This window comes from Cytobacillus sp. (assembly GCF_964223445.1).
Classification (GTDB): domain Bacteria; phylum Bacillota; class Bacilli; order Bacillales; family Cytobacillaceae; genus Cytobacillus.
This window is the reverse complement of sequence record NZ_CAXQGS010000089.1, coordinates 63,034-88,036: the sequence shown is the minus strand read 5'-3', so window position 1 is coordinate 88,036 and position 25,003 is coordinate 63,034. Positions and strand designations below refer to the sequence as shown.

General features: G+C 45.1%; 20 protein-coding genes and 2 pseudogenes. 6 read left to right on the top strand and 16 right to left on the bottom strand.

The window, feature by feature from the left end; translation table 11 throughout:
- Positions 1 to 112 precede the first annotated feature (112 nt).
- Positions 113 to 553: pseudogene (locus ACEQ1T_RS16590) on the bottom strand (S41 family peptidase); the annotation flags it as partial.
- A 199-nt stretch (positions 554 to 752) separates the two neighbouring features.
- On the opposite strand from ACEQ1T_RS16590, the gene ACEQ1T_RS16585 reads away from it, so the two are divergent.
- Positions 753 to 1,577, top strand: a complete 825-nt coding sequence (locus ACEQ1T_RS16585; protein WP_370223824.1) for a manganese catalase family protein — start codon at positions 753 to 755, stop codon at positions 1,575 to 1,577.
- Between the two features lie 73 nt (positions 1,578 to 1,650).
- On the opposite strand, the pseudogene ACEQ1T_RS16580 reads toward ACEQ1T_RS16585, so the two are convergent.
- From ACEQ1T_RS16580 to ACEQ1T_RS16560, 5 genes and pseudogenes are all read right to left on the bottom strand, one after another.
- Positions 1,651 to 2,985 (bottom strand): annotated as a pseudogene (locus ACEQ1T_RS16580) (murein hydrolase activator EnvC).
- 157 nt (positions 2,986 to 3,142) lie between these two features.
- On the bottom strand, positions 3,143 to 4,036 hold the full coding sequence (gene ftsX / locus ACEQ1T_RS16575; RefSeq protein ID WP_370223823.1) for a permease-like cell division protein FtsX: 894 nt from the start codon (positions 4,034 to 4,036) through the stop codon (positions 3,143 to 3,145).
- Positions 4,026 to 4,712, bottom strand: coding sequence for a cell division ATP-binding protein FtsE (gene ftsE / locus ACEQ1T_RS16570; protein WP_206840127.1), 687 nt, complete (start codon positions 4,710 to 4,712; stop codon positions 4,026 to 4,028). The genes ftsX and ftsE overlap by 11 nt, the downstream gene beginning before the upstream one ends.
- A gap of 526 nt (positions 4,713 to 5,238) precedes the next feature.
- Positions 5,239 to 5,592: a cytochrome c551 gene (cccB, locus tag ACEQ1T_RS16565; protein WP_019383351.1), complete on the bottom strand. Its 354-nt coding sequence runs from the start codon at positions 5,590 to 5,592 to the stop codon at positions 5,239 to 5,241.
- 52 nt (positions 5,593 to 5,644) lie between these two features.
- Positions 5,645 to 6,511, bottom strand: coding sequence for a YitT family protein (locus ACEQ1T_RS16560; RefSeq protein WP_370223821.1), 867 nt, complete (start codon positions 6,509 to 6,511; stop codon positions 5,645 to 5,647).
- Between the two features lie 281 nt (positions 6,512 to 6,792).
- Between ACEQ1T_RS16560 and ACEQ1T_RS16555 the strand changes: the two genes are divergently transcribed.
- Positions 6,793 to 7,374: a hypothetical protein gene (locus ACEQ1T_RS16555; protein WP_370223820.1), complete on the top strand. Its 582-nt coding sequence runs from the start codon at positions 6,793 to 6,795 to the stop codon at positions 7,372 to 7,374.
- Positions 7,375 to 7,464: 90 nt separating this feature from the next.
- Here the strand turns inward: ACEQ1T_RS16555 and prfB are convergent.
- From prfB to ACEQ1T_RS16505, 10 genes are all read right to left on the bottom strand, one after another.
- A protein-coding gene (gene prfB / locus ACEQ1T_RS16550; protein WP_206840122.1) for a peptide chain release factor 2 occupies positions 7,465 to 8,578 on the bottom strand; the annotation gives its coding sequence in 2 pieces (ribosomal slippage) (positions 7,465 to 8,505 and positions 8,507 to 8,578; 1,113 coding nt in all).
- 223 nt (positions 8,579 to 8,801) lie between these two features.
- Positions 8,802 to 11,312: a preprotein translocase subunit SecA gene (secA, locus tag ACEQ1T_RS16545; RefSeq protein ID WP_206840121.1), complete on the bottom strand. Its 2,511-nt coding sequence runs from the start codon at positions 11,310 to 11,312 to the stop codon at positions 8,802 to 8,804.
- Positions 11,313 to 11,524: 212 nt separating this feature from the next.
- Entirely contained in the window at positions 11,525 to 12,517 is a 993-nt protein-coding gene (locus tag ACEQ1T_RS16540) for a nuclease-related domain-containing protein (RefSeq protein ID WP_370223817.1), read from the bottom strand.
- Between the two features lie 260 nt (positions 12,518 to 12,777).
- A complete protein-coding gene (locus ACEQ1T_RS16535) occupies positions 12,778 to 13,833 on the bottom strand; it encodes a YecA family protein (RefSeq protein ID WP_370223816.1) in 1,056 nt (351 codons plus the stop codon).
- Positions 13,834 to 14,163: 330 nt separating this feature from the next.
- Positions 14,164 to 15,003 carry a DUF1028 domain-containing protein gene (locus tag ACEQ1T_RS16530; RefSeq protein WP_370223815.1) on the bottom strand — a complete coding sequence of 280 codons (840 nt, stop codon included), beginning with the start codon at positions 15,001 to 15,003 and terminating at the stop codon, positions 14,164 to 14,166.
- A gap of 15 nt (positions 15,004 to 15,018) precedes the next feature.
- A complete protein-coding gene (locus ACEQ1T_RS16525; protein ID WP_206840114.1) occupies positions 15,019 to 15,549 on the bottom strand; it encodes a chromate transporter in 531 nt (176 codons plus the stop codon).
- Positions 15,546 to 16,121, bottom strand: coding sequence for a chromate transporter (locus tag ACEQ1T_RS16520; RefSeq protein ID WP_370223813.1), 576 nt, complete (start codon positions 16,119 to 16,121; stop codon positions 15,546 to 15,548). The genes ACEQ1T_RS16525 and ACEQ1T_RS16520 overlap by 4 nt, the downstream gene beginning before the upstream one ends.
- Positions 16,122 to 16,258: 137 nt before the next feature.
- Entirely contained in the window at positions 16,259 to 17,869 is a 1,611-nt protein-coding gene (locus tag ACEQ1T_RS16515; protein WP_370223811.1) for a gamma-glutamyltransferase family protein, read from the bottom strand.
- A 162-nt stretch (positions 17,870 to 18,031) separates the two neighbouring features.
- The gene (locus ACEQ1T_RS16510; RefSeq protein WP_370223810.1) at positions 18,032 to 19,585 is read right to left on the bottom strand and encodes a glutathione ABC transporter substrate-binding protein; all 1,554 of its coding nucleotides are present in this window, start codon (positions 19,583 to 19,585) and stop codon (positions 18,032 to 18,034) included.
- Positions 19,586 to 19,601: 16 nt separating this feature from the next.
- Positions 19,602 to 20,678: a M24 family metallopeptidase gene (locus tag ACEQ1T_RS16505; RefSeq protein ID WP_370223809.1), complete on the bottom strand. Its 1,077-nt coding sequence runs from the start codon at positions 20,676 to 20,678 to the stop codon at positions 19,602 to 19,604.
- Between the two features lie 256 nt (positions 20,679 to 20,934).
- On the opposite strand from ACEQ1T_RS16505, the gene nikC reads away from it, so the two are divergent.
- From nikC to ACEQ1T_RS16485, 4 genes are read left to right on the top strand one after another with little or no spacing between them, the layout of a single operon-like run.
- Complete coding sequence (gene nikC / locus ACEQ1T_RS16500) at positions 20,935 to 21,834, top strand: nickel transporter permease (protein WP_244671195.1); 900 nt, start codon at positions 20,935 to 20,937, stop codon at positions 21,832 to 21,834.
- A 12-nt stretch (positions 21,835 to 21,846) separates the two neighbouring features.
- Complete coding sequence (gene nikB, locus ACEQ1T_RS16495; protein WP_035329199.1) at positions 21,847 to 22,767, top strand: nickel ABC transporter permease; 921 nt, start codon at positions 21,847 to 21,849, stop codon at positions 22,765 to 22,767.
- Between the two features lie 29 nt (positions 22,768 to 22,796).
- On the top strand, positions 22,797 to 23,831 hold the full coding sequence (locus tag ACEQ1T_RS16490; RefSeq protein WP_370223826.1) for an ABC transporter ATP-binding protein: 1,035 nt from the start codon (positions 22,797 to 22,799) through the stop codon (positions 23,829 to 23,831).
- A complete protein-coding gene (locus ACEQ1T_RS16485; protein WP_370223807.1) occupies positions 23,812 to 24,807 on the top strand; it encodes an ABC transporter ATP-binding protein in 996 nt (331 codons plus the stop codon). The genes ACEQ1T_RS16490 and ACEQ1T_RS16485 overlap by 20 nt, the downstream gene beginning before the upstream one ends.
- Positions 24,808 to 25,003 lie beyond the last annotated feature (196 nt).

The window sequence follows — 25,003 nt, the reverse complement described above, 5'->3', positions numbered from 1 at the left end:
CGCTGATTTGGCGTCCGTCGGATCCTCCTCAAGCAGAGATTCCACGAACGACGCAAAACGATCCGTAAACGGTGCCGGTTTTGATGCCCACCAATTCTGGACGCCCGGACTTCGGCTTCAGCCCTGCTTTTTCAGCTGGTGAATCTTTAAATGGTGCAACAATGATTATTTTACCTTCCACCATGCTGACTTCTGCCCCAATCCCTTCAAAAGAAGATTCCAGTGTATCATTGAATTGTTTTGCTGTTTCTTCATCCATATAAACAGAGTATGGGTCTTCCAGGGTCGCCAGCATGCCCTGGATGGCTCCCTCCACGAGCTGTTTTTCTTCTACTTTTTCCACATAGCTATTTAAAATTAGCTGATAGGCTGTTTCCATTTTTTCGATTTTCTCTTTTTCAATTTGTGTTCCGTTTTCCTTAAAATCTATCAATTGATTTCCTGTTCCTGTCTGAGGAGTTTCTTTTGCCAGCCACTGCATGCCTGCATAAGTACCGCCAGCTCCTGTCAGCAATGATCCCGTCATCAGCACGGCGATCCACTTTCTGCTCATCTTCATCTCCCTTTCTATTTTGCAGCGGTCTCATAGGCCATTATAAAAACTTTCCATCATGATTGATGAAATGACCATGCTCATCACATCCTATGCTGGATAAGGACAAGTTATGATTTCAATAATCAGGTTAGGCATATGCACAATATCTCAATTTAAGAATATATTAAGTTGAATTTCACATAAAGGAAGTGTGCAAATGTTCTATCATATTAAAGAACTTCAATATAATGCCAAGCCTGATAAACCAGACTGGGTGTATGCTAAAAAGCTGCAGGAGCTGATTGGCGGACAATTTGGGGAAATGTCTGTGGCCATGCAGTATTTATTTCAGGGCTGGGGTGCGCGGAAACATGATAAATATCGGGATCTATTAATGGATACAGGGACCGAAGAATTGGCCCATATTGAAATGCTTGCCACCATGATTGCACGTCTGCTGGACGGGGCACCTGTAAAAGAACAGGAAAAAGCTGCCCAGGATCCGCTTCTTGCCGCGATTTTGGGCGGAATGAACCCTCAGCATGCGATTGTTTCCGGTCTTGGTGCCATGCCTGTCAATAGTGTCGGGGTCCCGTGGCAGGGTGGATACATCGTAGCCAGCGGCAACCTGCTGGCTGATTTCCGTGCGAATCTGAATGCCGAATCCCAGGGACGTCTGCAGGCTGTCCGTCTGTATGAAATGACTGATGACCGCGGTGTCAAAGACATGCTGGCCTACTTAATTGCCCGTGACCGCATGCATCAGAACCAATGGCTTGCCGCGATAAAAGAGCTTGAAGACAAGGAAGGAAAGACCGTGCCAAGCACATTCCCGAAGGAGCTTGAAAAAGAAGAGTTTTCCTATGTATTTATGAACCTTTCAAGAGGAGATGAAAGCAGCCAGGGCCGCTGGGCTCAAGGCAGGAGCATGGATGGCCAGGGAACCTTCCAATACATGCAGGAAGTTCCCCCTTTTGCTCCAGCACCTAAGCTGAAGCCGGCACCTCCATATATTCATGACACTCCTCCTAATGTTAAATAAATAGGATTAAAGCCCCTCTTTAAGGGTAAAAGAAAAGTGGAAGAAGCTAAGCTCCTTCCACTTTCACTATTTTTTATAGAGGCACAATGCCTACTGGATTAATTGCATTTGATTTTGCTGCATTCCAAGAACCTCTGTGAAGTTCAAAGTGCAGATGCTGGCCATAAGATTGTCCAGTATTACCCATGATACCGATTTGCTGGCCTTTAGAAACAGTCTGGCCAGAGCCTACAGAACGGCTTCTCATATGAGCATATACGGTTGTGTAAGTTTGTCCGCCTACAGAGTGGGCAATGAAAATGGCATTTCCGTAGCTGCTTGAATAGTATGAACGGATTACGACACCGTCTGCCGCTGCCACAATCGGTACTGTTCCGCCTGCAGCAATATCAACACCATAGTGCTGTCCTAATGAACGTCAGCCAAAACCAGAAGAAAGTCTTCCTGCAGCTGGTTTTGTCCATGCACCGCCGGAAACTGCCGGTGGAGTAACCTGCGGGCTGCTTGATGATCCGCTGTCAGATGATGAGCTGCTTCCTGCTGATGAAGAGCTGCTCTTTTTAGCCGCTTCCTGGGCTGCTTTCTGTTTTGCCAATTCAGCTTGTCTTGCTGCCTCTGCCTGTTTTTGCTGCTCAATCTTAATCGCTTTTTGAAGTGCCGCTTCCTGGGCTGCAAGAATTTCATTTTCTTCTGCTAGTTCAAGTTTATGAGCATGCATTTCCTCTTCTTCATGCTTTAGGGATGCAAGCAGTTTATCTTTCTCTGCCTTTTGGGCATTTAGGCTCTTTTTCAAGCTTTCAAGCTCGGCACGCATTTTTTCTAAAGAGGCAAGCTCTTCTTTTATCTGAGCCTGTTTCTTCTCCAGCTCGTCTTTATCCGCCTGATGCGCTTTTAGAATATCCTGGTCTGCTTCTACGATTGTTGCAACTGCTCCAACACGTTCAACAAAGTCTCCAAAGCTTTGCGCACCCATTAAAACATCAATATAGCTCACCATTCCGCCAGTTTCCTGGTAATTGCGTGCACGGTCTTTTAATAGTTCATTGCGCTTTTTGATGCGCTCTACTAATATTTTAATTTCGGCTTCTAATTTTTCAATTTCCTTTTTTGTGTCTGCAATCTGGCCGTTTTTCTCTTCAATTTTTGCTAAAGCATCGCTGATCGCTTTATCAAGGCGCTCAATCTCACTTTGTACGGACTGCTGCTCGCCCTGGTTTTCGGTAAGCTTTTTATCTGTATCGTTAATCTTCGATTCTACTCCTGAACGCTGCTGGTTAATTTTGTCCTTTTGGCTGTTTAGATCGTTTAGTTTATTTGCTGCAGACGCCTTTTCAAGAGGCAGTCCTACTGTTGCGCTGCCAAACCCCAAAATGGCAGCCAATGATAATGTGATGATGGATTTCTTCAATTTTCCGATTTCTCCTTTCAATGAACACCATATGTACAGGTCAATCGTTCTATTTTTTTAACTATGTCTGAAACATTTAACATTGCTGAATCGTCTATTATTATGAGGCTAGAAGGCTCCTGGACAGGTTCCCCCCGCAGGGCCTTCTAAGCTGGTTCTATACCTTCAGGAACTTTCTGACTGACATCAGGCTTCCCCATACACCAATGAGTGCACCCATCAGGATGATGAGTCCGGAAATCTGATAGACAAACGGGCTAAATTCCAGCAGCTTGATAAAGTGTCCTTCAAGTTTTGGCGCCAAGTAATCATAGGCATAAAAGTAAGCTGTTGAAACAAGTGCAATCGGAATAATGGATCCAAGCAATCCAAGCCATAAACCTTCCAGGAAGAATGGCCATCTGATGAACGCGTTGGTTGCTCCTACCAATCTCATAATCTCGATTTCTTTTCTTCGTGACATAATCGTAATTTTAATCGTATTGGAAATCAGGAACATGGCTGTAAATAATAGGCCAATAATCAGCACAAGGCCAACGTTTCGGCCGGCATTGATAAAGTTGAATAGCTTTTCAACCTGCCCTTGCCCATACTTTACTTTTGCTGCGTATTCCATTTTTTCAATCTGCTTTGCCGCTTTCATAGTATCTGCCGGGTTTTTCGTCTTTACGATAAATACATCGTTCAGCGGATTATCCTGTTCGAACAGTTTGAAGGCTTCTCCTTCTTCACCAAGGCTGTCTATTAAACTATCAAGCTCTTTTTCCTTAGTTGAATATTCCACTGTTTTGACTTCGGGTATTCCTTCGATTTTTTGCCGTAAAACTTCCTGATCCTTCTCATTTGCAGCAACATCGATGTGAACGCGGATTTCCACGTCCTCTTCAATGGTTGTAGCCACCTTGTTGAGATTCATCATAATGACGAAAAATACGCCAACCAAAATGAGTGTTACTGTCACCGCACTTGCCGAAGCAAACGTCATCCATCCGTTTCGACCGAGGCTCTTAAAGCTTTCACGGAAGTGCCGGCCCAATGTTCTAGCTTTCATAGCCGTAATCACCTCTTTGCTCGTCACGCACAATCCTTCCGCCTTCTATGGCAATAACGCGGTGCTTAATCGTGTTAACAATTTCTTTATTATGAGTTGCCATGACCACAGTCGTTCCTCTCGTGTTGATTTCATCGAAAATGTTCATGATTTCCCATGAAGTATCCGGGTCAAGGTTTCCTGTAGGTTCGTCCGCTATCACGACCTTTGGAGCATTTACGATTGATCTGGCGATGGAAACACGCTGCTGCTCCCCGCCTGATAATTCGGTCGGAAGCATTCTTGCCTTATGCTTTAAACCTACAAGGTCCAAAGTTTCCATTACTTGTTTTTTAATATTCTTCGGATGCTCTTCAATGACCTCAAGAGCAAAAGCTACATTCTCATAGACAGTCAGAGTCGGGAGAAGCTTAAAGTCCTGGAAAACAACACCAATTTTGCGGCGCATCAGCGGCACCTTTGCATTCCTTAATGTAGCAAGATTCACTCCGTCGATGGTTATCGTTCCGCTCGAAGGCTTTTCTTCCCGGTACATCATTTTAATAAAAGTGGATTTACCGGCCCCGCTCGGTCCTACCACATAAACAAACTCACCTTGTTTGATATGCACATCAATCCCGCTGGCAGCTGTAACACCATTGGGGTATCTCTTATATACGTCTTTCATATCGATCATATATATCACCTAGCATCTAGTGTGTATTAAGAATTAAATAGCAGACGGCTTTTTTCGCTAAAAAACGACATCCTTTCGACATAAAGAATGACAAAATACTTGTAAATACTGCCTATTTAGCCATCTAAAATTCTCACACAACCCATTATAACATCATAAGTTGTCAAAATAACGGAAAAAATTATTACAGTTTCTTTTCAATCCCTTAACTATTGTTACTTTTTTCCTGAGTTTCATTAATATTCTAGTGTTTTCTTCGCTCAATCGACGAATTTTTCCTTCTTTTTTCATATTGCATTCACTCGATTCATGTCAAAAATTGTCTTGCTCAGCATAAGCTGCTAGAAAAATAACCTCTCATATGTTGTTTATTCATTCACCTTAATGCAGTCCGTTGATTTGCTCTCCAGGATGCTCGCTTTCCGCTCCCATCAACTAAGCGGTTATTAAACAAATAGCAGCATACCTTGCGATAAGAGAAAAAATAAAAACGTCCTGCTGAACAGAACGTTTTCATTTAATCCTATTATTTCTTGCCTGCTAGCCAGGATGCTACTGCAGAAGCTTCTTCTCCCTGAAGCAAGCCTTTAGGCATAGCCCCTTTACCGTTAGCAATTGTGTTTTCAATATCTTCCTGTGATAGGCTGGCACCAATTTTATCAAGTGCAGGCCCTACACCGCCTTCAAGATTTGCACCGTGGCAGCTTGAACATTTCTGTTCATAAAGCTTTTGTGCATCACCGGCGTCAGCAGTATCAGTCGTTGTTTCACCGCCGCCGTTTGTAGCAGTGTCCTTGTCTTCAGCCGCATCGTCACCGCCGCCGCAGGCTGCAAGAACTAAAGATGTACCCATCAGTAATGCCAGTAGCTTCTTTTTCACCTATAATTCCCCCTCAGGAAAAAATACTAAGTACAGCTATATTATACCAACACTATGCTCGTTTGAAACCCTCGCCCAACACCTCGGAAGCATCCGTAACAATGATAAATGCAGTAGGATCAATGGTTTGAACCAGTTGTTTCAATTTTGTGAACTCCGTCTGGTCCACCACACACATGAGGACTGGACGTTCATGGTCGGTATAACCACCGTATGCTGATAGTTTTGTCACACCGCGGTCAATTTTATTCAAAATTCCTTCACGAACTTCACTTTGTTTTTCCGTAATGATTAATGCCATCTTTGTCCGGCTGAATCCAAGCTGTATGAGATCGATTGTTTTGCTTGTTACATATAAGGCAATCAAGGCATAAAGCCCTTGCTCTATGTCAAAAATAATCGCAGCTGACAGTACGATCAATCCATCGATTATCGCTACACAAGTTCCAAGGGACAAACCTGTATACTTGTTAATAATCTGTGCTGCAAGGTCTGTCCCTCCAGTTGATGCTTTACCCCGAAATACAATACCTAAACCCAGGCCAACGCCAATTCCGCCAAACAAAGAAGCCAGCAGGGGATCAGATGTCCATGGCTCATAATCTTTTGTAAGAAAAACAACAAACGGCAGAAATATTGTACCAGCCAGAGTTTTCGCCCCAAATTGTTTTCCGAGCAAAAGCACACCTGCAATAAAAAGCGGTATATTAAATGCCCACTGTACATATGCGGGCTCCCAGCCAGCCACCGCATCCAGGATCGTACTGATCCCGCTTACTCCTCCTGATGCAATTCGGTTGGGAAGCAAAAACATATTAAACGCAATCGCCACTATTCCTGAACCTATTAAAACATATAAGTACTCCAGCAATCTCTCCGCCCTTGTACTATAAGTATATCCTCTTCTATTCTTGCCCATTTCTTCTCCCTCCGGTGTCCCGATCTATGCAGAATTAAGTTCATATTCCATTTTTACCGTCAGTGAGTATAGCATGGAGTCTGGAGCCTGTAAATGCCATTAGACTGCCGTATTAAAGGACTCCTGCCTTTCCATTATGTTGCGATAAAAGCGTTCAATTTATCATGCGATTTTAATGTGTGATATGTTTATGAACATTAGTCCACAAAGCTCTTAGCAGCTTAATCTTCAGCATGAAATTATGCTGCATGTGGTATAATGTCGAAAAGGAGGTGAGAAAAATGGAGAAGATTCTTAATGAAATTTTGAGTACACTGAAAGAACATTCCAAGAGGTTTGATGGAATTGATGAGAAGTTCGTTTCGATTGATCAGAGGTTTGATTCGATTGATCATGAATTTGCTGATGTTAAACACAGGCTCGGGAATGTTGAGAACAGAATTGATAAAGTTGATAGCAGGCTCGGGAATGTTGAGAACAGAATTGATAAAGTTGATAGCAGGCTCGGGAATGTTGAGAACAGAATTGATAAAGTTGATAGCAGACTCGGGAATGTTGAAAGCAGACTTGGGAATGTTGATAGCAGACTCGGGAATGTTGAAAGCAGACTTGGGAATGTTGAAAGTAGACTTGGGAATGTTGAAAATAGTGTTGAAAGACTTTCTGAACAGATTGAGAACAATGCCACCGAATTCAGAAGCCATTTTAAGCATATTGAAACGAAGTTAGATCAGCATGAAGAGACGTTCGATGTTATTTCGGATGCTTTGAAGGGCACAAAAATTGATATCGAACACCTTAGTAAAAAAAGCGGAGTCCACGAAACCGAAATTAATCAACTCAAAAAGCGCATCCACTCCTAAAGCAATCCCCATTCACCGGCTAGCTCAGTTATAATCCAATAAAAAAACAAGCCTATGCCGGCCACATGCCAGCATAGGCTATTTTGCATATTAATCCTGAGGCAAAATCAATTTTGATCGCAAATATGCATTAATAAACAAATCCAGGTCGCCGTCCATAACTCCCTGGACGTTGCCGACTTCCGTGTTGGTGCGGTGGTCTTTTACCATAGAATACGGGTGGAAGACATAGGAGCGGATCTGGCTTCCCCAGCCGATGTCTTTTTGCTCGCCGCGGATTTCAGCCAATTCTGCTTCCTGCTCTTCGATTTTCTTTTGATAGAGCTTAGCTTGCAGCATTTTCATGGCACGTTCGCGGTTTTTGATCTGGGAACGCTCTGTCTGGCACGTTACCACGACATTTGTCGGCAAGTGGGTGATACGGACAGCAGAATCGGTCGTGTTGATATGCTGACCGCCGGCGCCGCTTGCACGGTATGTGTCGATTTTCAGATCTTCCGTACGGATGTCGATTTCAATTTCGTCATTGAACTCCGGCATCACTTCACAGGATACGAATGAAGTATGACGGCGGCCCGAAGAGTCGAATGGAGAAATCCTTACAAGACGGTGCACGCCTTTTTCAGCCTTTAAGTACCCGTAAGCGTTATGGCCCTTAATGCTAAGGGTAACACTCTTGATGCCTGCTTCATCTCCTGGCAGGTAATCAAGTGTTTCAACCTTGAAGCCTTTCTTTTCCGCCCAGCGTGTATACATGCGAAGCAGCATGCTGCCCCAGTCCTGTGACTCGGTTCCGCCTGCACCCGGATGCAGTTCAAGAATGGCATTGTTCTTATCATATTCTTCGCTTAAAAGAAGCTGAAGCTCGAAATCGTTCAGGCGCTTCACTAAGTCCTTGAGCTCTCCCTCTAGATCTGCCTGCAATTCTGCGTCGCTCTCTTCTTTTACCAGCTCATAAGTTAATTCCAGATTCTCAAACGTTTCGTATAAATCGTGGAATTCAACTACCTGTTCTTTCAGTGAGTTCGATTCACTGATAACAATCTGTGCCGCCTGCTGGTCATCCCAAAATCCGGGCTGCAGCATGACATCATCAAGCTCAGCGATGCGCGCCTCTTTGTTTTCTAAGTCAAAGAGACCCCCTAAAGTCCGCTAAAATCTTAGCTGTTTTTTCAAGTTCATTGCGAATATCTGCTAATTCCATTTTGGTCACCTCAAAAATTATTTTTTTCATATTATAGCGTGATTATCTATTAAAGCCATACTTTCATGGTAAGGCTTCAAAGTTTCCCCAAAGAGAGAAGCCGGCACTGTTGCCGGCTCTTGGTTTATTTTAAGTGAGAAATAAATTTTTAACGTCGATAACTGTCTAGCTCCAGCGCCTACCCCCTCGAGATGTCGGGGGTGGGCAAGGCGCTTCCGCTTTTCTATTCTGCACCACAGCAGTTTTTATATTTCTTGCCGCTGCCGCAGATGCATGGGTCGTTGCGTCCAACGTCCATCTGCTTGACCACAGGCTTTTTCTTAACCTTTTCACCGTCTTCTTTCGGGTTGACGGCTTGGCCTTTGGCCACTTCCTGACGCTCGAGGTTGTTGCGGATTTCGGCTTTCATAATATACTTTGCAACATCCTCTTCGATGGAAGCAATCATGTTTTCAAACATCGCAAATCCTTCTCCCTGGTACTCGCGGAGTGGATCTGTCTGGCCATATGCACGCAGGTGGATTCCCTGGCGAAGCTGATCCATTGCGTCAATGTGATCCATCCATTTAGAGTCAACTGCACGAAGCACGATGACTTTCTCAAATTCACGCATTTGCTCAGGGCTCAGCATTTCCTCTTTTTCATTGTAGCGTTCTTTAACCTTGGCAAAAATGGTTTCGGCGATTTCCTCCGTATCCTTGCCGCGGATATCATTAACGGTTAGGTCGCCTTCATTTAGAAGGTTTCCATTTACATAGTCAATGATGCCCTGCAGGTTCCAGTTTTCCTCGTCTTCATGTCCAGGTGCATACCCTTCCACATTGCGCTGGATGCTGGTCATAATCATCTTTTCAACAATCTCTCTCAAGTTCTCAGACTCCAGAACTTCGTTACGCTGACCGTAAAGAATTTCACGCTGCTGACGGAGAACATCGTCGTAAGAAAGAAGCTGCTTACGCGCATCAAAGTTGTTGCCCTCAACGCGTTTTTGCGCAGATTCAACGGCTCTTGAAACCATTTTACTCTGAATCGGCTGAGTGTCATCCATTCCAAGGCGCTCCATCATCGATTTCATATTGTCAGAACCGAATCGGCGCATCAATTCATCTTCCATGGAAAGATAGAATTGCGTGACACCCGGGTCTCCCTGACGTCCGGAACGTCCGCGGAGCTGGTTATCAATACGTCTGCTTTCATGACGCTCTGTACCAACAACACATAAGCCGCCAAGCTCCTTTACGCCTTCTCCAAGCTTGATATCCGTACCGCGCCCTGCCATGTTAGTCGCGATTGTCACAGCACCCTGCTTACCGGCATCCAGGATAATTTCCGCCTCACGTCCATGGTTCTTCGCGTTTAGAACATTATGCGGAACACCTTTTTTGCTCAGGTATTTAGAGATGATTTCTGATGTTTCGATAGCCACTGTACCGACTAGCACAGGCTGTCCTTTTTTATGGCGATCAGCAATATCTTCCACAACCGCACGGAATTTTCCATCCATTGTTGCATAAATTAAATCAGGACGGTCATCACGGGCGATCGGACGGTTTGTCGGAATCACAATAACGTTCATATTGTAGATATTGCGGAATTCCTCTTCTTCCGTTTTCGCCGTACCAGTCATACCGGCAAGCTTTTCATACATACGGAAATAGTTCTGGAATGTGATCGTTGCAAGTGTCATGCTTTCGTTCTGGATTTCCAGGCCTTCCTTAGCTTCGATGGCCTGGTGGAGTCCATCACTGTAGCGGCGGCCCTTCATCAGACGGCCGGTAAATTGGTCAACGATGACGATTTCGCCTTCCTGCACAACATAATCGACATCCAGATGCATGCTGGAATGTGCCTTTAATGCCTGTGTAATATGGTGGTTAAGTGCAACATGAGAAATGTCAAAAAGGTTATCGATTCCAAAAGCCTTCTCTGCTTTAGTCATCCCTTCTTCTGTCAGCTGCACACCCTTTGTTTTTTCATCATATGTGAAGTCTTCATCTTTTTTCAGGCGGCTGACAAAGGCATTAGCCTGGATATAAAGCTGAGTGGACTTTTGTGCTGAACCTGAAATGATCAGCGGTGTACGTGCTTCATCAATGAGGATGGAGTCCACTTCATCAATTACGGCATAGTGCAGCGGGCGCTGAACCTTCTGCTCTTTGTAGAGAACCATGTTATCGCGAAGGTAATCGAACCCAAGCTCGTTGTTTGTGCTGTATGTGATATCGGCAGCATATGCTGCCTGTTTTTCTTCTTTGGAAAGCCCATTTAAGTTCAAGCCGACAGTCAGGCCCAGGAATTCGTAAAGCTGGCCCATTTCAGTGGCATCACGGCTCGCAAGGTATTCGTTGACTGTAACTACGTGGACACCCTTGCCTGTTAGGGCATTGAGGTAAACCGGCATCGTTGCAGTCAGGGTTTTACCTTCACCGGTTTTCATCTCTGAAATATTTCCGTCATGAAGGGAAATCCCCCCCATTAACTGAACCGGATAAGGATATAAGCCAAGAACGCGCTTTGCTGCTTCGCGGACAACCGCAAAGGCTTCAGTCAGCATATCATCGACGGTTTCGCCCTTTTGGTAGCGGGCTTTGAATTCTTCCGTTTTCTCGCGCAGCTGCTCGTCCGATAATTTTTCCATATCAGATGCAAGTGCTTCAATTTGTTCTGCCATTCTGGTGAGACGTTTTATTTCGCGTTTATTTTGATCAAACACTTTATTTAAAATCCCAAGCATAAAAACGCTCCTTTATGTTGGATATGACAGCACAAGTGCCCTGTTGATGACTCAAGGCGCCGGAACTATGCATATCTAAATTCAAAGTCTATTTAAGCATAGGTAGTTAAAGATTCGCTTCTTTTCGGCGGAATCCTCCCATGAAAATTCACATTATTTCTTATTAATATTACCACTTTGGGAGGGGGGTGACAACTTATGCCACATGCGGGCTATTCCAGATCCTTAATTTGCTGATAGTCTGGTTTCGGTAAATACACTCTACCTTTTTTTGAACCGGAACACCGCAGTTTGCTTGCTGAAAGAAGTTTTTTGGCTATATCTCCTGAAGAAATGTGAAGAAAACTGCAGATTTGTCTATTATTCAATGGAGAATCATTGTTGAGAAGGAATAAGTCCATAAGAGCTGAAATGTGAGCATTTTTCTCTTTGGTTTGACATTTGGTACAAAACCAAGTCCCATAATGGCGCTTCATGGGATATGATGAACAAACTCTGCAGATGACGCCTGTTTGTATTTCGGATGTTGAGATTTCGTAATGCTTTAGGATATCAAAACTTTTTGGGGTATGTTCTTTTAGAAGAGAGCGGGAGATTTTCTTCATATGTTTTGGTGATAGGACTTCTTTTTTATGAGCGGCCTTTATTTTCTCAATACTTTTCAAAAGGAATTGAACATGAAGAACACTTTGGAGCATTTTCACGTGGCCTGGAGCGGTTTTAAGAATGGTAGAGGGTTTGCTGCTGATGATGAAAAACTCAACGGGAATATTGATATTGCGTTTCAACAGCCATTTTTCCATTTCAGAACATTGTACTCTGGCTTGCTCTATCGGATTTGGATAGCCTTTGACTTCTCCTTTAGTATTTGTTTGGATTAATTGATTGAAATCAGGATCGAAGTATAAGGTTCCGCCATAGTTTTTCACTTCTAAAATTAAAGCAAAAGCGGGATTTAAGATGAGCGTGTCTATCTGAAAAAAATGCTTCCCACTTGAGAGACGAAGGTCATGGAAGATTAAAAACTCTTTTTCCGGCAGTTTACTTAAGTGGAAGTCAATTGCCTGCTCGCCTTTATATCCTGCTATTCTCCTGGTTTGTTCTGATTCGATAACTAACCGCTTTGGATGATTTTTCGCAATTCTCTTCAGCAATGCGTGATTTTTTTGTATTCTGATGGGGATAAATCGGTCTTTTTCAATCAAAAGCAGCACTCCTTTTTAGGTTTGAAGATAGAATTCGTTTACGGATGCAAATTTTCCTGCTTTTTGATTCATTTTCAATATAGAGTAAGTATATCGGTCACTTTTGCCAGGTTTATCGGTCAAAATTTAGGTTTATCGGTTACTTTCTGGATATATCGGTCAGATTTCCGTTATATCGGTCAGTTTTACAAAATATCGGTCAGTCCGCGCCAGAACCACATTCTCTCCAAAAAAAAGAGAGAGCAAAAATGCTCTCCTTTTTATGAATTCGACGATTCAATCAGTTCAATAATGGTTTTCTCAACAGCATCATAAATTTCACCATAATAAGTGGAGACACGGTTCGCATTGATTCCGTATTTCTCTCCAAATTCCTTCTGAGTGAGATTTTCCTTTGTAGGCGCTATCGTACTCACTAGGTATCGAAGACCTGCAACATAGTTGTCAGGCTTTTTGACCTGTTTGCCGGTTTTTGTCAGATACTCCATCCAGAGTGAAATCCCCATCCCGATGAGCCATGGTTCTTCCCCAGCTTTGATCATGTCGACACGGAACATATCCGCAACCTGTTCTGCACCCTTGGTTGGCCAATCGAAATTATCAATAGCTGGCACTGCTAATGATTTGGGTGTGTCATTCATGAGATCAACAAAGTATTCAGCCAGGTATTCTTCAGGATCATCGTATTTTGCATCTTCAAATGAATACTGAATGTAGTCTGCAAACTGTGCAGCATTTTCTCCTGGCAGATCGAAAATGGCCGGAAACGCCACATACTCTTCTCCATAAGGAAGAAGCATGGCAAAGGCAAAGTTTCCTTCATGAACATCCATATCACCAAATAGGGAGATATTGTAAACCTTCCCGGTCAGGCAATCTTTAATGGCTGCTTTATCTTCAGACACCTCGGTTAGTATCCCAGTTGCCGCTTTACTGTCTGTCCACGATTTTAAAATGTTTTTTAAGCGCGGACGGGCAACGGCCGGTAATTTTGCATGAATAAACTCATCCATAATAGAGTCCATATCTTCCAGCGTTCCAAAAAGAATGTACCAAAAAGAGTGTACAAATTCATAAAACTCTTTTTCCTCAGGTTCAATGTCTTCAAGGATATCAAGAAGATCCATGAAATCTTCTTTTATGTCATCTGCAAAATGAGTAAGCGCATAGGCCCTTACTTCCTTTTGTAGCTCAAGAACTTCGTGATTCAAAACATCCTTAATTGAAACTGCATCTTTGCTGCCGCAGCACTTTTTATATTTTTTTCCGCTCCCGCATGGGCACGGTTCGTTTCTGCTTACTTTTACTGTTGACATTTTATAAATCTCTCCTACCAAATTCGTTTAACTCTACTATCCTAACATTTATCAGCAGTTTAGGCATTAAACAAGCGGATTTAAACATTTGGCAGGTTTAGGAAGCCGGGATTGCGTGCTTTTTTGAATTGAGTTAGCTGATTTCGGTCACTACATCACTTTTATCGGTCAGTATTTTATTTTATCGGTCACTTTCCAGTTATATCGGTCACATTTTCCTTTTTATCGGTCAGTTTTCCAATATATCGGGTTCCCGTCCTAACAGCTTTCCAGCATGCACATAGTAAAAACAAAAAAAAACGAAGAGCTCCACTCTCCGCTTTTCCATTTTCACTTATTTTTCATATACGCCAAGACATCCAAATCAATTTTCCCCGCTACCTGCTCGCGGGCTTCGAAATTTTCGGTATGAATAAAGGCAGTTAATGCTTTCATAAGATGTTCATGACCCTGACCAGCCTCTAAATAATCGAGCCGAGTTAATTCCCGGACAAGCTCCTCTTTTATCTCACCTTCAATTGCCGCAACCCTTTCAGCCTTTGACGGCGCAAAATACAGCTGCTGCAGATGATAAATTCGAATCAATTCAGTAATCGGCTCCGGATGGTCATCGACCCGCAAGTCTATGTAGCGGTCGTTAAACCCTCCGTATCCGCCAGCTTCTTTCACTACAAGAAGGGCTGCGGATTGCTGTCCGCGGCTGTCACCGCCGGCTGCCTGGCCTGCATTCAAGGCGGCAAGCAAGCGCTCAGCCAGAGAGCCGTCCGTGCTGATAAAAGTCTGGCCCATTGCCTGAACGGTTTTTTCATCCACTAGGATGTTGCCCTGCGCGGCAAAGTGAGGTCCGGTTATTCCTCCAGCCCAATTATAGCAGCCATCCCCTGTGAACGTTGCCGGGTTCCCCATGGCATCCAGCAGTCCGACCTGACGGAGCTCTTTTTCAGGATCATCTTTGGTAATGATTTCAAGTGCTTCCTCAGCCGTTTTACCTTCTTCCATCAATTGCAATGCACACGGTCCATATGAAGTATTCGCGTAGGACTGAGTCGCAACGGCTCCGATACCTGCTTTTGCAAATGGCACTACTGCACCAACGCCGAGAAATTTCGATTGAACTGCGATTCCCCATTCTTTTTCCTTTGGATCATATCCAACGATGGAAAATGTCATATAAAAAATCCTCCCCTATCCTAAAACAAGCCCCCCGTAAACGAGCGCTCCGGCGATAACATAAGCCGGATGGACTTTAAGCCTTTCCATCAGGAAAAAGCTAAGCAGTCCGATGAAAAGTGTCTGCAGGATCCCGACACCCTCGTAAGCTGAGAAAAAGAAATCATACGTCATGATGCCAAGCAAAACCGCGATAACTGGTCGGATATAAGTAGTCATCCGCTTGACGCGCGGTGATTCCTTATACTTCATAAGAAGTCCGAGCAGTGTAATCATCAGTATCAGCGATGGAGCTACAGTTGCGAATACCCCCACGATTGCTCCGAGGATTCCTCCCTGTTCATAGCCAATATAGCCGGCCATTTTCGTTGCAATCGGTCCCGGCAGAGCATTGCCCATTGCCAGCATTTCACTGAATTCATTTGTTGTGAGCCATCCATAATGATCGACCACTTCATTCTCAACTAACGGAATGGATGCTGGTCCCCCGCCGTATCCAAGAATCCCTGGAATGAAGAATGCCAAGAATATCTGAACGTAAATCATGCGAGATTCCTCTCCTTTTTCGCTTCATTTTTTTCAGCTTTATCCTTTTTCAGGAGAGCGGCTGCCAGCAAAACAAAAATGATGATAGCCGGATGGATATTCACAAATTCCAGAAGCACCAGGCTTGCCGCAACAAAAAGCAATGTCCAGCCCCAGCCGAGTGATGATTTCGAAGACTTTTTAACAAAGTCCCAGGTGAGTGTTGCCAGCATAACTGCCACTACTGGAACGACTGCCTTTGTCATGCCCGCTACCCAAGGCTGGTCTTTTAATGTATTTAACGCGGTAAGAAGAATAATCATAAGGACAGTAGTTGGAACCATCGTTGCCACTAACGCATTAACCATGCCGAGAATCCCGCCAACACGATAGCCGATGTAGCCGGCCATTTTTGTGGCAATCGGACCAGGGAGTGCGTTGCCGAGCGCCAGTACATCGCCAAATTCATCCGTATCCATCCATTTATATTTATCAACAACTTCTTTATGGACAAGCGGAATGGATGACGGACCGCCTCCATATCCCAGAATGCCCACTCGGAAAAAAGCCATAAAGATGTCAGCCTGCTTCATGATGCCACCACCTCTTTTCAATTTGAAGGTACTCAACTCAGGAAAAAGCAGGTGAAGGAGCGGCCATTTTTTCCGCTCCTCAGTACCTTTTATATGGTTATTTTACTCTTATATGCGTGCTGCTTCCTCATTTTTTATTACCAGGCGGCGATTGATCCATCTGTGCGTGCTTCCGTTCCGCCCATAAGCACGCCTGTTTTAGGGTCTCGCCAGATAATCTGGCCGCGGCCGAATCCGCCAGTATCAACGGTTACCTCGATTTGATGGCCTTTGCGCACCAAAGCCTGTGCAATATGATTAGGGAAGTGCGGTTCCACCTGGACCTTTTTCCCTTCAATCCACTGCCATCTTGGCGCATCAAGGGCTGCCTGCGGATTCAAATGGAAATCCACTGTATTCATGACCACCTGCATATGCCCCTGCGGCTGCATAGAGCCTCCCATCACCCCAAACGGTCCAACTGCTTCGCTGTCTTTTGTCAGGAATCCAGGGATAATTGTGTGGTACGTTTTCTTGCCGGGCTTCAGTGCATTATGGTGCTCCGGATCAAGAGAGAAGTCGTGTCCGCGATTCTGAAGAGCAATTCCCGTTCCCGGAACGACGAGCCCGGATCCAAAGCCCATATAGTTGCTTTGGATGAAGGATACCATATTGCCTTCTCTGTCGGCTGTTGCCAGATAAACGGTACCTCCTCGCGGCGGCTGGTATGGCTGTGGAGTCAGAGCCTCGCCGGCAATCTCGCTGCGGCGGGATTCACCGTACTCCTCTGAAAGCAATTCTTCAACTGTCACTCTCATTTCCGCAGGATCCGTAATAAATGCCTTTCCGTCAGTAAAAGCTAACTTCATTGCTTCAATTTGTTTGTGATATGTATCAACCGTTTCTTTATCGCGGAATTCAAAGCCTTTAGCGATATTTAAGCCCAAGAGAGCGACGAGCCCCTGGCCGTTCGGCGGGATTTCCCAGACATCATATCCGCGGTAATGAACTTTGATGGGATCCACCCATTCCGCCTTGTAATCTGCGAGGTCTTCCTTTGATAGGAATGCATTGTATTTTTTTGAAAAGGCATCGATCTTTTCAGCAATTTCCCCGCGGTAAAAGCTCTCGCCGTCCGTTTCGCCAATAGCTCTTAAAGTGGCAGCATGCCCTTCAGACCGCCAGATCTCGCCAATTTCAGGAGCCTTGCAATCTGGAGCAAAGGTTTCAAACCAATGCTGGAATTCGTCATCAGTCAGAATCTGCTTAAACTTTTTATAAGCAACCTGCCAGTACTTGCCGAGAATCGGTGTTAAAGGATAGCCTTTTTCAGCATAATCGATGGCTGGCTGAAGGACATCCTTTAACGGAAGCTTGCCGAAACGCTTGGAAAGCTCAGCCCACGCGGATGGAGCACCAGGCACCGTTACCGGCATCCAGCCGTGCGTCGGCATTTTTTCGATGCCTCTTTCCTTTAATGCTTCGATGGAAATGGACTTTGGTGCAGGGCCGCTTGCATTCAATCCATGAAGCTCCCCTTTCGTCCAGACCAGTGCAAATGCGTCGCCGCCGATCCCGTTTGATGTCGGTTCAACCACTGTAAGAGCAGCAGCTGCTGCAATGGCTGCATCTATGGCATTTCCGCCTTTTTTCATGATATCTAATCCAGCCTGTGCCGCAAGCGGCTGGGAAGTAGCCACCATGCCGTTATTGGCCATGACGGTCGTTCGCTGTGATGGGTATGGGTGGTTGTGGAAATCAAAGTTCATGGAGTTCACCTCTAATATTATTTACGCTTCTATAGTTCTGATTATAGCAAATTATTAGACTATTAATGTTTTAATTCAATAAAAATTTCGGATCGTGAAGTATCTTCGATGAAAGGAGCCGTACCCAAATGGCTACAGCTCCTTTTTTTTGTGTTCACATTCTTATTCAACCGTAACCTTTTCAAGCATGTACAATCCTGATGGATGCATCCAGAAGCCTTTGACATTGCTGCCGATGACTGCAAGGTCTTCATCATTGCGAAGGAAGACAATTGGCGCTTCTTCCATCTCAATTTTTTGAGCTTCGGCATAGATTTCAAGACGTTTTTGCTCATCCGTTTCCTGGCGTCCTTTGTCGATCAGCTCATCCACTTTCGGATTGCTGTAAAAAGAACGGTTACCAGGGTTTCCTCGTGCATCACTGTGGAACAGGAAGTACTGGTTGTAATCCGCATCCCCGGTCATGTTGGACCACCCAAGGATAAACATATCGTGGTCGCCTTTTGCTGTACCTTCAAGGTATGCGCCCCACTCCACTACTTTTGTTTCAACTTCAATGCCAATGCCCTTTAATTGAGACTGAACAACCTCAGCCACGTCCATGCGTGCTTTATTATCATTTGTCCAGATGGTTGTTTTAAAGCCGTCCGGGTAACCGGCTTCCGCTAATAGCTGCTTCGCTTTTTCAAGGTCATATTTGTAGCCTTCAAGATCCGGGTTATGGCCCCAGATTGCAGGTCCCATCGGAGCTGTTGCAACTGTACCAACATTGTTATAAACGCCTTTTACAATGGCTTCTGTATCAATTGCATAGCTGATAGCCTGGCGCACTTTAACATTATTGAATGGTTCTTTTTCAACGTTAAAGCCGATGTAGTCTACACCTAGCGCTTCACTGCGTACAAGCTCCATGCTGTCGCTGTTTTCAATGCGCTCTACTTCTGTGACAGGCACAGGCTCTGCGATATGCGCTTCCCCTGTTTCAACCATGGCAATACGGGTAGAATCTTCAGGAACTACTTTATATGTGACTGTTTCCATTGAAGGCTTGTCGCCCCAGTAATCTTCGAACGCAGTCAATTTGATTTCCTGTCCAGGCTTCCACTCGCCAAGCTTGTAAGGGCCTGTACCAACCGGGTTTTGACCGAGATTGTCTCCTGACTCAATGGCAGTCGGGCTTAGGATGCCGGCTGCATAGTGGGCAAGGTTCGCCAATAGTGGAGCATATGGATAATCTGTAATCAATTGAACGGTGTGATCATCGACTACTTTTACCTCTTTAATCATTTCAAAAAGATTCGAACGCGGTGAAGCTGTTTCTTCTGCCAGTACCCGTTCAATTGTTTTCTGAACAGCTTCTGCTGTAAAATCAGTGCCGTCATGGAATTTTACTCCTTCACGAAGCTTGAATTCCCATGTTAGGTCGTCAAGCTGCTTCCATTCAGTAGCAAGAGCAGGCTGGATTTCCATATTTTCATCCTGCTGTACAAGACCTTCGTAAATTTTACCGTGATACACATTCGCAGATGGAATATCTGTGCCCAGATGCGGATCCAATTTAGTCGCATCTGATAGTACAGCAATAACCAGGTCTTTATTTGAAGCATTGGAATCACCGCTGGAAGATTCAAGGCTTCCCGGATCACTGCCGCCGGAGCATCCGGCTAATAATAAAATTACAGCGGCTAATCCCAGCCAAAAACTTTTCATTTTCATCCTCTTTACCCCCTGTTTAATAGGATATCACTTGCAAATCCTTTGTTGATTTGGTGAAATTCACATGGCCATCGTTTGTAATGACAACCAGGTCCTCTATTCTGACTCCGCCAAACCCAGGAATATAAATCCCCGGCTCAACAGTGATAACCATCCCTTCCAGAAGAATGGTCTCATCTGTCGCTCTCATCGCAGGCTGTTCATGGATGGCCAGTCCCAGCGAATGTCCCAGGCTGTGTCCAAAGTTGTCGCCATAGCCTGCTTCACGGATAATGCAGCGTCCGATTTCATCAAGTTCTCTGCACGTTCTTCCAGGTCCGATCGCCTTCAGGGATTCCTCCTGCGCCCGGCGGACGATATTATAGATCTCCACCTGCTTTTCAGACGGCTCTCCAACGACAACCGTCCTTGTAAAATCAGAGAAATAACCGTTTACGATCGCACCGTAATCCATTTTGACAAAATCCCCGACCTCAATTACCCGGTCAGTAGCCTGTCCATGAGGAAGACAGGAACGCGGACCTGAAGCAATCACATGATTGGGCTTAATGCGTTCGGCACCCTGTCTTTTCATAAAAATTTCAAGTTCCAGTCCGATATCCTTTTCGGTTATGCCTGGACGGATGAAATCCAAAATGTGTGTGAAAGCCTGATCGCAAATCTCGATCCCTTTTCGCATGTTTTCGATTTCTTCCTCATCTTTAATCATGCGGATTTCATTTGTTGAGGACGTAACATCCACCAGCTCAGCTTCCGGAAGCCTTGTTTGAATTTCCAAGTAGACAGATGCCGGAACATCTCCAAGTTCAAGGGCGAGTGTTCCATTCTTAATAGTAGAAGAAAAAGAATCACAAACCATTTCAATCAGGTTTTGCTGATGCTGGATCACCTCGAAATCGGATGCCTGATCTTTCGCCTGGTCCACATATCGGAAATCTGTAAACAGCTTCTGTGAATCCTCTTCTATTAAAAGAGCACCTGCTGACCCCTTGTATCCGGAAAAATAGTATCTGTTTTCAGGTGAGTAAATAAAAACCCCTTTCCACCCATTTTCCGACATTTTCTTTCTAAGCTTCTCAACTCTTTGTTTCATCCCTTCACCCCCTATTAATATGTAAAGAATATGTAAATCTCTGCTGTGCTGTGTGAATTTCAACCGAGACGGGCATTTGCTCTGCATCCCAATTGAAAAGGTTGTGTTCATTATAGGAAAAATTTTTTGCCAATGTTTTCGTTTTTTTGTCATGTTTTTGCGAATTTTTTACTTTATCTTAAAATTCAGACAAAATAGTTAATAATTTTGATAAATTAGTTCTCAACCAATAAGACACATGGGGAGGAACCTAAACATGAGCACAATTGCAAATCCTCAAGAAACAGCCAAAGCTCCTGTGCCAGTTTCCAAAAGGAAGGCCAAGGGAGCCGATCTGGCAAAAGCTCTTATCAAAAATAAAATGTCGCTGGTAGGCGGCAGCATTGTTTTTATTTACATTATTCTCGCTGTCCTTGCACCGCTTATCTCGCCTTATGATCCATACGAAATTGACCTTGTGAACAAACTGCAGCCTCCATCAGCTGACCATATTATGGGAACTGATGATAAAGGCCGGGATATTTTCAGCCGTATTTTATACGGCTCACAGCTTTCTCTGGCAGTTGGCTTTGTATCAGTCTTCATCGGAGCATTATTTGGAATTGTTCTGGGGATTATCTCCGGCTACTACGGAGGCTGGGTGGATACGATTATCATGCGTTTCATTGACGTGCTGCTTGCATTTCCTGGACTGCTGCTTGCACTTGCCATTGTCAGCGCACTGGGGCCAAGTCTTATAAACGTTATGATCGCTGTCGGTGTTTTTTCGATCCCTACTTTTGCCCGTATTGTCCGCGGCTCGACTTTAAGCGTTAAGAAAATGGAATATATCGATGCAATCCGTGTTTTAGGGGCAAGCGACCTGAAAATTATTTTTGTTCATATCCTGCCTAATATTATGAGTCCAATTATCGTACAGGGAACATTGCGCTTGGCGACATCGATTCTTTCAGTAGCAGGCCTTTCCTTCCTTGGAATGGGGGCACAGCCGCCAACACCTGAATGGGGTGCGATGCTGAGCGATGGCCGTGATTTTCTGTTCACTGCGCCGCACATCGCGTTATTCCCGGGCATCGCCATTGCCCTGATCGTTCTGGGCTTTAACTTATTCGGAGACGGACTCCGTGATGCACTGGATCCGCGAATGAAAAATTAAGGAGGTTCTCACATGTTTATCTTTCTGATGCGCAGGCTTGTTCAAATGATCCCGGTTCTGCTGGGCGTTACCCTTATGGTTTTTCTCATCATGCAAATGGTTCCCGGTGACCCCGCCGTTCTAGTGGCAGGTGAAGGGGCAACCGATGAGCAGGTGGAAGCGATCCGCCATGACCTCGGATTAGATCAGCCTCTTGCCGTTCAATATCTGAGTTATGTTGGGGATGTTGTAAAAGGAGATTTTGGCGAATCCATACGGACAAGCCGTCCTGTTCTGGACGAAATCCTCGTCCGTTTGCCAATCACACTTGAATTGGCATTCTGGAGCATTGTGATTACGATTGTTTTGGGTGTACTGTTCGGAATCATTGCAGCAACGAAGCAAAACAGCTTTACAGATGTTGGTTTAATGATGGTTGCCCTTCTTGGCGTATCCTTGCCGAACTTCTGGCTCGGCCTGATGCTGATCATCTATTTTTCGGTCGGACTTCAATGGTTTCCGGTTGCCGGCTGGGGGACCTTCAGCCATGTCATCCTTCCGGCCATTACACTCGGAACAGGCGGCGCAGCCATTGTGGCCAGGATGACACGTGCGAGCATGCTGGAAGTCATCCGTCAGGACTATATCCGCACTGCCAAGGCAAAGGGTGTACGTCAGCGTCTAATCATTTACAAGCACGCGTTAAAAAATGCACTGATCCCGGTTATTACAGTAGTCGGCCTGCAGTTTGGCGCCCTTCTCGGCGGAACAGTTTTAACAGAATCCGTCTTTGCCATCAATGGAGTCGGCCGATTAATTATTGATGCCATCCGGATGCGTGACCTGCCGCTTGTGCAGGGATCGATTTTATTCGTATCGGTATTGTTTGTCATCGTCAACCTGCTTGTTGACCTGTCCTACCGATTCCTGAATAAACGTGTTGAACTGAACTAAAACCATTCCCGATTGAGAGGAGCAGAATGATGGGAACTGAACATAAAGAAACGATACTGGAAGTGAAAAACTTAAAAACTCATTTCTTCTCCGGCAAAAAAGTCATTAAAGCAGTCGACGGCGTAGACTTTGATGTAAAAAGAGGAGAAACGCTCGGCATTGTCGGAGAGTCCGGGAGCGGAAAGAGCATCACCTCTCTCTCCATCATGCGGCTGATTGCAGAGCCTCCGGGAAAGATCGTGGACGGTGAAATCAATTTTAAAGGGAAAAACCTGCTATCTGAAACAGAGGAAGGCATGCGGCAAATGCGCGGAAATAAGATTTCGATGATCTTCCAGGAACCGATGACTTCACTCAATCCTGTGTATTCTGTCGGTGAACAGATTGCAGAAGCTTTCCGGATTCATCAAAAGCTGCCGAAAAAAGAAGCCTGGCAGAAGGCGGTTGAAATGCTGCGTTTAGTCGGTATTCCATCCCCTGAAAAAAGAGCCAAACAGGAGCCCCATGAATTAAGCGGCGGCATGCGCCAGCGTGTCATGATTGCAATGGCATTGGCGTGCAAGCCGGAGCTGCTGATTGCTGATGAGCCGACTACGGCTCTTGATGTAACGATTCAGGCGCAGATATTAGATCTTTTAAAGAACCTGCAGGAGCAGCTTGGAACGGCTGTCATCATGATCACGCATGATATGGGTGTGGTTTCAGAAACCTGTGACCGTGTCGCCGTTATGTATTGCGGAAAAATTGTCGAGCATACGGATGTAGATTCCCTTTTTGAAAATCCAAAGCACCCTTACACACAGGGCTTGCTGAGAAGCATTCCGGCTGTGGACAGGGACGTGGAGGAACTTGAGGCTATCCCTGGTACAGTTCCAAGCCCGGACAATCTTCCTCCTGGATGCAGCTTTGCACCAAGATGCCCGTTTGCCACTGATTTGTGCAGAACGGAAGAACCGGATTTATTGATTGATAACGATGATAAAGTCCGCTGCTGGATGTACTCGGAAAGATGGAACGGGCCGGCAGCAAAGGAGGTTGCAGCAGATGTCAGCCACGCTAACTAAAGAAAAGGAAATCCTTCAAGTTAAGGACCTGCAGCAGTACTTCCCGATTAAAGGCGGCGTTTTTGGCCGCACCGTCAATCATGTAAAAGCGGTTGATGGCGTGAACTTTACGATTTATGAAGGGGAGACCGTCAGCATTGTCGGTGAATCCGGATGCGGAAAGTCGACGACAGGACGCGCGATTTTGCGCCTGGATGAGCCGACTGGCGGGGAGGTTATCTTTCAGGGAACGAATTTGCTGTCTAAATCAAAACGGGAGATGCGTTCGATCCGCAAAGACTTGCAGGTCATTTTCCAGGATCCGTTCGCATCTCTTAACCCAAGAAGATCCATTGGCCAGACGCTTGAGGAAGCAATGGGGATCCTGAATGTTGTTCCGAAAGCGAATCGGAGGCGCCGGGCAATTGAACTTTTAGAACAGGTTGGATTAAAGGAAGAGCATATTGACCGCTATCCGCACGAATTCAGCGGCGGTCAGCGCCAGCGGATCGGCATTGCCCGCGCATTGGCGGTGGAGCCGAAGCTGATCATCTGTGACGAGGCTGTATCCGCACTTGATGTTTCCGTTCAGGCACAGGTACTGAATCTATTAAAAAAGCTGCAGAAGGAATATGGCTTAACGTATCTATTTATCTCTCATGACCTTGGGGTTGTGCGCCATATCTCTGACCGAATCATCGTTATGTACCTGGGAAAAGTAGTTGAAATTGCTGAGAAAAAGAGCTTATTTGACAACCCGCGCCATCCTTATACACAGGCGCTGCTGTCAGCCATTCCGGAGCCAAACCGGAAAAAGAAAAAGGAACGTATCATCCTGAAGGGCGATGTCCCGTCCCCTATCGATCCTCCTGCCGGCTGCCGGTTCCATACAAGATGTCCGCTGGCTACCGACTTGTGCAGGCAGTCCGATCCGGAGCTTAAGAGTCTGGGAGAAGGACATCAGGCCGCCTGCCATTATGCGGAGGCAATTTCTTAAATAACAGGAGTTCCAGCCACAGTGCTGATCTCATATTATGGAATAACCCCCTTTTGGGCGATGCCTTATGGCTTCGCTCTTTTTTGCTTTACAACTTTCATTCAACTAAAATTCCATTTTATTACGTTTCCCGAATTAACTTACTAACCAGTTATCTGACATGTTATACTATTATAAATTCTTTTAAGGCGTGAAG

Bases quoted from the DNA above. Each gene is read 5' to 3' on its own strand.
- ACEQ1T_RS16585 (WP_370223824.1), top strand. From the start codon at position 753: ATGTTCTATCATATTAAAGAACTTCAATATAATGCCAAGCCTGATAAA.
- ftsX (WP_370223823.1), bottom strand. From the start codon at position 4,036: ATGAAAGCTAGAACATTGGGCCGGCACTTCCGTGAAAGCTTTAAGAGC.
- ftsE (WP_206840127.1), bottom strand. From the start codon at position 4,712: ATGATCGATATGAAAGACGTATATAAGAGATACCCCAATGGTGTTACA.
- ACEQ1T_RS16560 (WP_370223821.1), bottom strand. From the start codon at position 6,511: ATGGGCAAGAATAGAAGAGGATATACTTATAGTACAAGGGCGGAGAGA.
- ACEQ1T_RS16555 (WP_370223820.1), top strand. From the start codon at position 6,793: ATGGAGAAGATTCTTAATGAAATTTTGAGTACACTGAAAGAACATTCC.
- secA (WP_206840121.1), bottom strand. From the start codon at position 11,312: ATGCTTGGGATTTTAAATAAAGTGTTTGATCAAAATAAACGCGAAATA.
- ACEQ1T_RS16535 (WP_370223816.1), bottom strand. From the start codon at position 13,833: ATGTCAACAGTAAAAGTAAGCAGAAACGAACCGTGCCCATGCGGGAGC.
- ACEQ1T_RS16530 (WP_370223815.1), bottom strand. From the start codon at position 15,003: ATGACATTTTCCATCGTTGGATATGATCCAAAGGAAAAAGAATGGGGA.
- ACEQ1T_RS16525 (WP_206840114.1), bottom strand. From the start codon at position 15,549: ATGATTTACGTTCAGATATTCTTGGCATTCTTCATTCCAGGGATTCTT.
- ACEQ1T_RS16520 (WP_370223813.1), bottom strand. From the start codon at position 16,121: ATGAAGCAGGCTGACATCTTTATGGCTTTTTTCCGAGTGGGCATTCTG.
- ACEQ1T_RS16515 (WP_370223811.1), bottom strand. From the start codon at position 17,869: ATGAACTTTGATTTCCACAACCACCCATACCCATCACAGCGAACGACC.
- ACEQ1T_RS16510 (WP_370223810.1), bottom strand. From the start codon at position 19,585: ATGAAAATGAAAAGTTTTTGGCTGGGATTAGCCGCTGTAATTTTATTA.
- ACEQ1T_RS16505 (WP_370223809.1), bottom strand. From the start codon at position 20,678: ATGAAACAAAGAGTTGAGAAGCTTAGAAAGAAAATGTCGGAAAATGGG.
- nikC (WP_244671195.1), top strand. From the start codon at position 20,935: ATGAGCACAATTGCAAATCCTCAAGAAACAGCCAAAGCTCCTGTGCCA.
- nikB (WP_035329199.1), top strand. From the start codon at position 21,847: ATGTTTATCTTTCTGATGCGCAGGCTTGTTCAAATGATCCCGGTTCTG.
- ACEQ1T_RS16490 (WP_370223826.1), top strand. From the start codon at position 22,797: ATGGGAACTGAACATAAAGAAACGATACTGGAAGTGAAAAACTTAAAA.
- ACEQ1T_RS16485 (WP_370223807.1), top strand. From the start codon at position 23,812: ATGTCAGCCACGCTAACTAAAGAAAAGGAAATCCTTCAAGTTAAGGAC.